Here is a 5,042-nt window from a genome sequence, read left to right on the forward strand (position 1 = left end):
CGCCTCGCAGCCGTGGCCGTTTCCCTCGTCGCTGATGATCGGCTGCACTGCCGAGGCCTTGAGCACCGAGATCACCATCGACGCCACGGAGATCGAGGACGCCCGCTGGTTCAGCCGCGACGAGACCAGGTTGATGCTGTCGCGCACCCATCCCGATGGTTTGACGTGCCCGCCGAAACTGGCGATCGCCAACCTGCTCGTCAGCGCCTGGGCGCTCGCCAAATGATGAATCTCCGGCACACGGCGCGCGCGCGATGACGGCGCTCGTTCTGTTTTCCGGCGGCCAGGACTCGACCACGTGTCTGGCCTGGGCGCTGCAAAACTTCGAGCATGTCGAGACCGTCGGCTTCGACTACGGCCAGCGCCACGCCATCGAGCTGACGCAACGCCCGATCTTGCGCACCACGATGGCCGAGCGGTTTCCAGCCTGGAGCGAAAAACTCGGGCCCGATCATATGATTGATCTGTCCGTGCTGGCGTCGATCGGCGAGACCGCGATGACGCGGGATATCGCCATCACCACGGACGCCAAGGGCTTGCCCAACACGTTCGTGCCCGGTCGCAACCTGCTGTTTCTCACCTTCGCCGCCGCTCTGGCGCATCGTCGCGGCCTCCGCCACATCGTCGGCGGCATGTGCGAGACGGATTTTTCCGGCTATCCCGATTGCCGCGACGACACGATCAAGGCGATGCAGGTGGCGCTCAACCTCGGGATGGACAGCCGCTTCATCGTCGACACCCCGCTGATGTGGATCGACAAGGCGGCGACCTGGCGTCTCGCCGAGACGCTCGGCGGCAGCGCGCTGGTCGACCTCATCGTCGAGGACACCCACACCTGCTACCGCGGCGAGCGCGGCGCGAAACACGACTGGGGCTATGGCTGCGGAGACTGCCCGGCCTGCGCGCTCAGGGCCTCGGGCTGGCGATCCTACAAAGCGATATGACGACCGTCATATGGATTGGCGTTGCGGGCTAGCCGAACGCGATCATCGGCCCCGGCGTCAGGACGCTGACCTCCGCCCGGCCGAACAGATGCCCCTGCAACAGGTCGATGCCCCATTCCGTCAGGATCTGCGCCGTCGCCTCGTCCTCGACCCATTCCGCAACGGTGGGAATGCGCAGGTTCTTGGCGAGGTCGATCAGGGTGCGGATGAAGAAGCGGTCGTCCGGCGATTGCGCCAGATTGCGCGCGAAGGCGCCGTCGATCTTGAGATAATCGATCGGCAGGTCGCGCAGGTTGCGGAAGGACGAATGGCCGGAGCCGAAATCGTCGATCGCGATCTTCACGTTCATCGCCTTGAGCGCGAGCAGCACCGAGCGGGTGGCGTCGAGATCGGCCACCGCGCAGGTCTCCGTGATCTCCACCGTCAGGCGGCTCGCCGCGCCGGGGTGCCGGGCGCAGGCGGCGCGGAAGTGCTCCTGCCACTGCTGATCGTGGAGACTCGTCACCGAGGCGTTGACCGAAAGCGACATGTGGCGATCGGCCACCAGCCGGGTGAAGGCGAGATCGACGACGCGGCGGTCCAGCAGCGCGACGAGCCCACCTTGCTCGGCCGCCGGCACGAGCACGTCGGGCATCAGCAGCGTGCCGTCGAGCAGACGGATCCGCACCAGCGCCTCGGAAAACACCGTCGTCCTGGTCTTGGCGTCGACGATCGGCTGCAGCGCGAGGACGACGCGTCCTTCGTTCAGCGCGGCGATGATCTCGTCGGTCGCCTGCGACAGCTTCTTCTTCGCTTCGGTCCGCACCATCTCCGGCTCGTAGCGGACGAACATCGGCCGCTCCGCATGGCTCGCGACCTCCATAGCCTCGTGCGCATAGCGCATGATCGCGGTCGGCGTCCTGCCGTGCAGCGGCGCGATGACCCCGCCGACATGCATGCTGACGCTGACACCATCCGCGGCGGCGTCGGCGCCGAAATTGGCGGCCGCGATCAGGCGCGCTGCGGCGGTCGCCATCTGTTCACCGTTGCAGTTCTCGAGCAGCATCGCGAGACGGGTCTCGTCATAGCGGGCGAGAGCCTCGTTCGCCCGCATCTGCTGGCGTATCCGCGACGCGGCGGCGGAGATCGCGTCGTCCAGAACCTCTGCCGTATCGACCGCTTGCCCACGGCGCGACACGACGACTTCGCCGAGAAGGACGGCAAAGGTCGTGTTCTTCCGCCCGCTCAGCGTGAGATGGCGGTTGATGTGATCGATGAAATGCCGCTCGTTATAGGCCCCCGTCAGAGGATCGCGCTGCGCGGCAAGCGTCTGCAGGCGCTCTGCTTCGTGGCGCTCGGTCACCGCCCGGATGACCCCATGCGCGAGGCCGGGACGCCCGTTGGCGTCGGCGAACCAGCGACCGGTATCCTCGATCCAAATCGTTGCGCCGGCCGCGCGCGGATCCGCCGACAGGCCGTAAACGACTTGATAGACAACGCCACCACCGGCATCGCAGCCGCCGCTCGCCATGATGGCTTCATAGCGCGACGAGGCGCTCTCGGCGGACAGATGCTCGGCATAGCCGAGACCGGTCGACAGCGACTGCGGATCGGCAAAGCCAATGACCTCGGGAAGCGTCGCGCCCCAGGTGATCGCGTCGGTCGCCAGGTCCCAATCATAGGTGACGTCCTGAGCGGACGCCCGCGTCCCCCCTGTACCGCCGCCTGAGTCGTCATGAGCCGAAAAAGTCGACGCCATCACAAGCCCCACGCGGGAAAGCTGTTTCAGCGCCACAACCCACTTCCTTCCTACAAAGCCCTTGCCGCCGGAATGACTACGGCGAGTATAGACATTCGTTGCTTAAGAACCGATTGCAGTCCGCGAAGCGCGCGGCTCAGCGCGACCGATTGACACCGATTTCGCGACTCGTTCGAAGAACGGTTAAGAAACCGTTTCGCGCGGCAGCAGAGACGTCGAGGCGATCAGCCGCGGTTCTTGCGCTCGCGCAATTCCGTGAACACATCGACATCGTCGGCGTTCGCCATGCCGATCGATTGCTTCAGGCTCTCCTCGTCCGCACGCAGGAACGGATTGGTCGCGCGCTCGAGCGCGATCGTCGTCGGCAGGGTGAACGCGCCGGCGGCAACGAGGCTCTCGATCTCGGCCACCCGCTCCTGAAGCAACGCGTTGGAGCCGTCGACCGATAGCGCGAAGCGCGCGTTCGACAACGTGTATTCGTGGCCGCAATAGACCTGGGTCTCGCCGCGCAGCCGTGCCAGCTTCATCAGGGAGTGAAACAGCACGCGCGGGGGCGCCTCGAACGGCCGGCCGCAGCCCAGCGCGAACAGCGTGTCGCCGGCAAACAGGATGTCGTGCGCCTCGAAATGATAGGCGATATGCCCGGCGGTATGGCCGGGGACTTCGATCACCGCAGCCTTCAACGCGCCGACATGGACATAGTCCGCTTCGCCGACGGCGACGTCGAGACAGCCGATTTTGTCCGCCTCCTTGGCCGGGCCGACGATCCTGACGTCCGGGAATTTCGCCTTGAGGCCGGGAATGCCCTGCGTGTGATCGGCATGATGATGGGTCACCAGGATGTCGGTCAGCTCCCAGTCCTTGTCCGCCAGGGCCTTGAGGATCGGGCCAGCGTCCGGTGCGTCGATCGACGCCGTGCGGCGCGTCTCGGGATCGTGAATGAGCACGCCGAAATTGTCGGACAGGCAAAGGAACTGGTGGATGTGCGCGATCATACGAAGCTCTCCCTACGGGATGCGTTTTAGAGCATCGGAGGCGAAAGCGGCAGGCTTTTGTGTCGGCGCCTATGGGCTTGGTGTCGGCTACGCGCCCGAAAGTGTCTCATCCGCATCAGCCGCCGTCTGTCTTTCCCTCAGGCGAGAACCGCTATGATCCGCCGATGCACGTCGAAGATCGCCGGATCGTCCGGCGTGCGGGGGCGCGGCAGGTCGACCGTGATGACCTCTTCGATCCTCGCGGGCTTGCGGCCCAGGATCACGACCCGGTCGGCCAGGAACGCCGCCTCCATCATGTTGTGGGTGACGAGAATGCCGGTCGGAGGGTCGCGCTGCCACAGGTCCTGCAACTGCAGGCGCAGCCGCCGTGCCGTCAGTTCGTCGAGCGCGCTGAACGGCTCGTCGAGCAACAGCACGTCGGGGCGGATGGCGAAGGCGCGGGCCAGGGCGACGCGCTGGCGCTGCCCCCCTGACAGGGCCAAGGGATAGGCGTCGGCATAATCGGCAAGCCCGACGGCGGCGAGCAAAGCCCTGCCATGACCGGGATCGACGCCAGCGGCCTCGGTCGCGACGTCGATATTCTTGCCGACCGACAGCCAGTCCAGCAGACGCGGCTGCTGGAACACCATGCCGACCCGCGCGCTTGCGGCAATCTTGATGGAGCCGGCATCGGCCAGTTCGAGACCGGCCGCGATATGCAGCAAGGTGGTCTTGCCGACGCCGGAAGCGCCGACGAAGGCGACGAGCTCGCCCCGCCTGATGTTGAAATCGAAATCGCGCAGGACCGCCTCGCGCAGGCCGGAATGCGGCCGGACGTATGACTTGCCGATCTGGGAAAAGCGGATCGCGGCGGTCACAGTCGCGAGGCCCGGCGCCATCGCGTGGCGCGACGCTCCAAGGTTTGAATTACGCCATAATCGAGCGCCGCCATGACGACCCAGAAGACGATCGTCCAGGCGAGAACGCCGGCGACGTTCTGCGCGCTGAATTCGGAATCAAGCTGGTAGCCGACGCCGTTCGACAGGCCGAACATTTCGACGAGAACGATGACCTTCCAGGCCAGGGACAGGCCAAGGCGGGTGCCGCTCAGCATGAAGGGTACGAGCGCGGGAAACCAGAGATAGCGCAGCTTCGCCCAGCGCGGCAGCTTGAACACATGCGCCATCTCGACAATGTCCGCGTCGATCGCCTGGATGCCGTGGATGATCTGAAGGATGAGCGCCGGCGCAATCCCGAGTGCGATCGAGGCCACGGGGGTCGCGAGGCTGACGCCGAACCAGATCACGCAGAGCAGCGCCCATACGAGCCCGGGCACCGTGAGCCCCAAAACGATTGCGGGCTCGATGAAGCGCCGCACGATCACGC

5 protein-coding genes and 1 pseudogene are annotated in these 5,042 nt (G+C 65.7%); 2 read left to right on the plus strand and 4 right to left on the minus strand.

The window, feature by feature from the left end:
- Together GSQ79_RS15755 and queC are read left to right on the plus strand one after the other, a co-directional pair.
- Positions 1-226, plus strand: a pseudogene (locus tag GSQ79_RS15755) (NADH pyrophosphatase); the annotation flags it as partial.
- Positions 227-254: 28 nt separating this feature from the next.
- Entirely contained in the window at positions 255-944 is a 690-nt protein-coding gene (gene queC, locus GSQ79_RS15760; RefSeq protein ID WP_158809652.1) for a 7-cyano-7-deazaguanine synthase QueC, read from the plus strand.
- 28 nt (positions 945-972) lie between these two features.
- Here queC and GSQ79_RS15765 read toward each other — a convergent pair whose 3' ends face one another.
- The 4 genes from GSQ79_RS15765 to GSQ79_RS15780 form a co-directional block, all read right to left on the minus strand.
- Positions 973-2,718 (minus strand): bifunctional diguanylate cyclase/phosphodiesterase, encoded by a 1,746-nt coding sequence (locus GSQ79_RS15765; RefSeq protein WP_158809653.1) that lies wholly within the window; start codon positions 2,716-2,718, stop codon positions 973-975.
- Positions 2,719-2,906: 188 nt separating this feature from the next.
- The gene (gene gloB / locus GSQ79_RS15770; protein ID WP_158809654.1) at positions 2,907-3,677 is read right to left on the minus strand and encodes a hydroxyacylglutathione hydrolase; all 771 of its coding nucleotides are present in this window, start codon (positions 3,675-3,677) and stop codon (positions 2,907-2,909) included.
- A 137-nt stretch (positions 3,678-3,814) separates the two neighbouring features.
- The gene (locus tag GSQ79_RS15775; RefSeq protein WP_158809655.1) at positions 3,815-4,555 is read right to left on the minus strand and encodes an ABC transporter ATP-binding protein; all 741 of its coding nucleotides are present in this window, start codon (positions 4,553-4,555) and stop codon (positions 3,815-3,817) included.
- Positions 4,531-5,042, minus strand: a 512-nt coding sequence (locus GSQ79_RS15780; RefSeq protein ID WP_158809656.1) for an ABC transporter permease, incomplete at its 5' end; no start/stop codon positions are given. The genes GSQ79_RS15780 and GSQ79_RS15775, both read right to left, overlap by 25 nt.

Source organism: Beijerinckia sp. L45, assembly GCF_009765775.1.
Taxonomy (GTDB): domain Bacteria; phylum Pseudomonadota; class Alphaproteobacteria; order Rhizobiales; family Beijerinckiaceae; genus RH-AL1.

Excerpts from the sequence above, each read along its gene's own strand:
- queC (WP_158809652.1), top strand. The coding sequence starts at position 255 with ATGACGGCGCTCGTTCTGTTTTCCGGCGGCCAGGACTCGACCACGTGT.
- gloB (WP_158809654.1), bottom strand. The coding sequence starts at position 3,677 with ATGATCGCGCACATCCACCAGTTCCTTTGCCTGTCCGACAATTTCGGC.
- GSQ79_RS15775 (WP_158809655.1), bottom strand. The coding sequence starts at position 4,555 with ATGGCGCCGGGCCTCGCGACTGTGACCGCCGCGATCCGCTTTTCCCAG.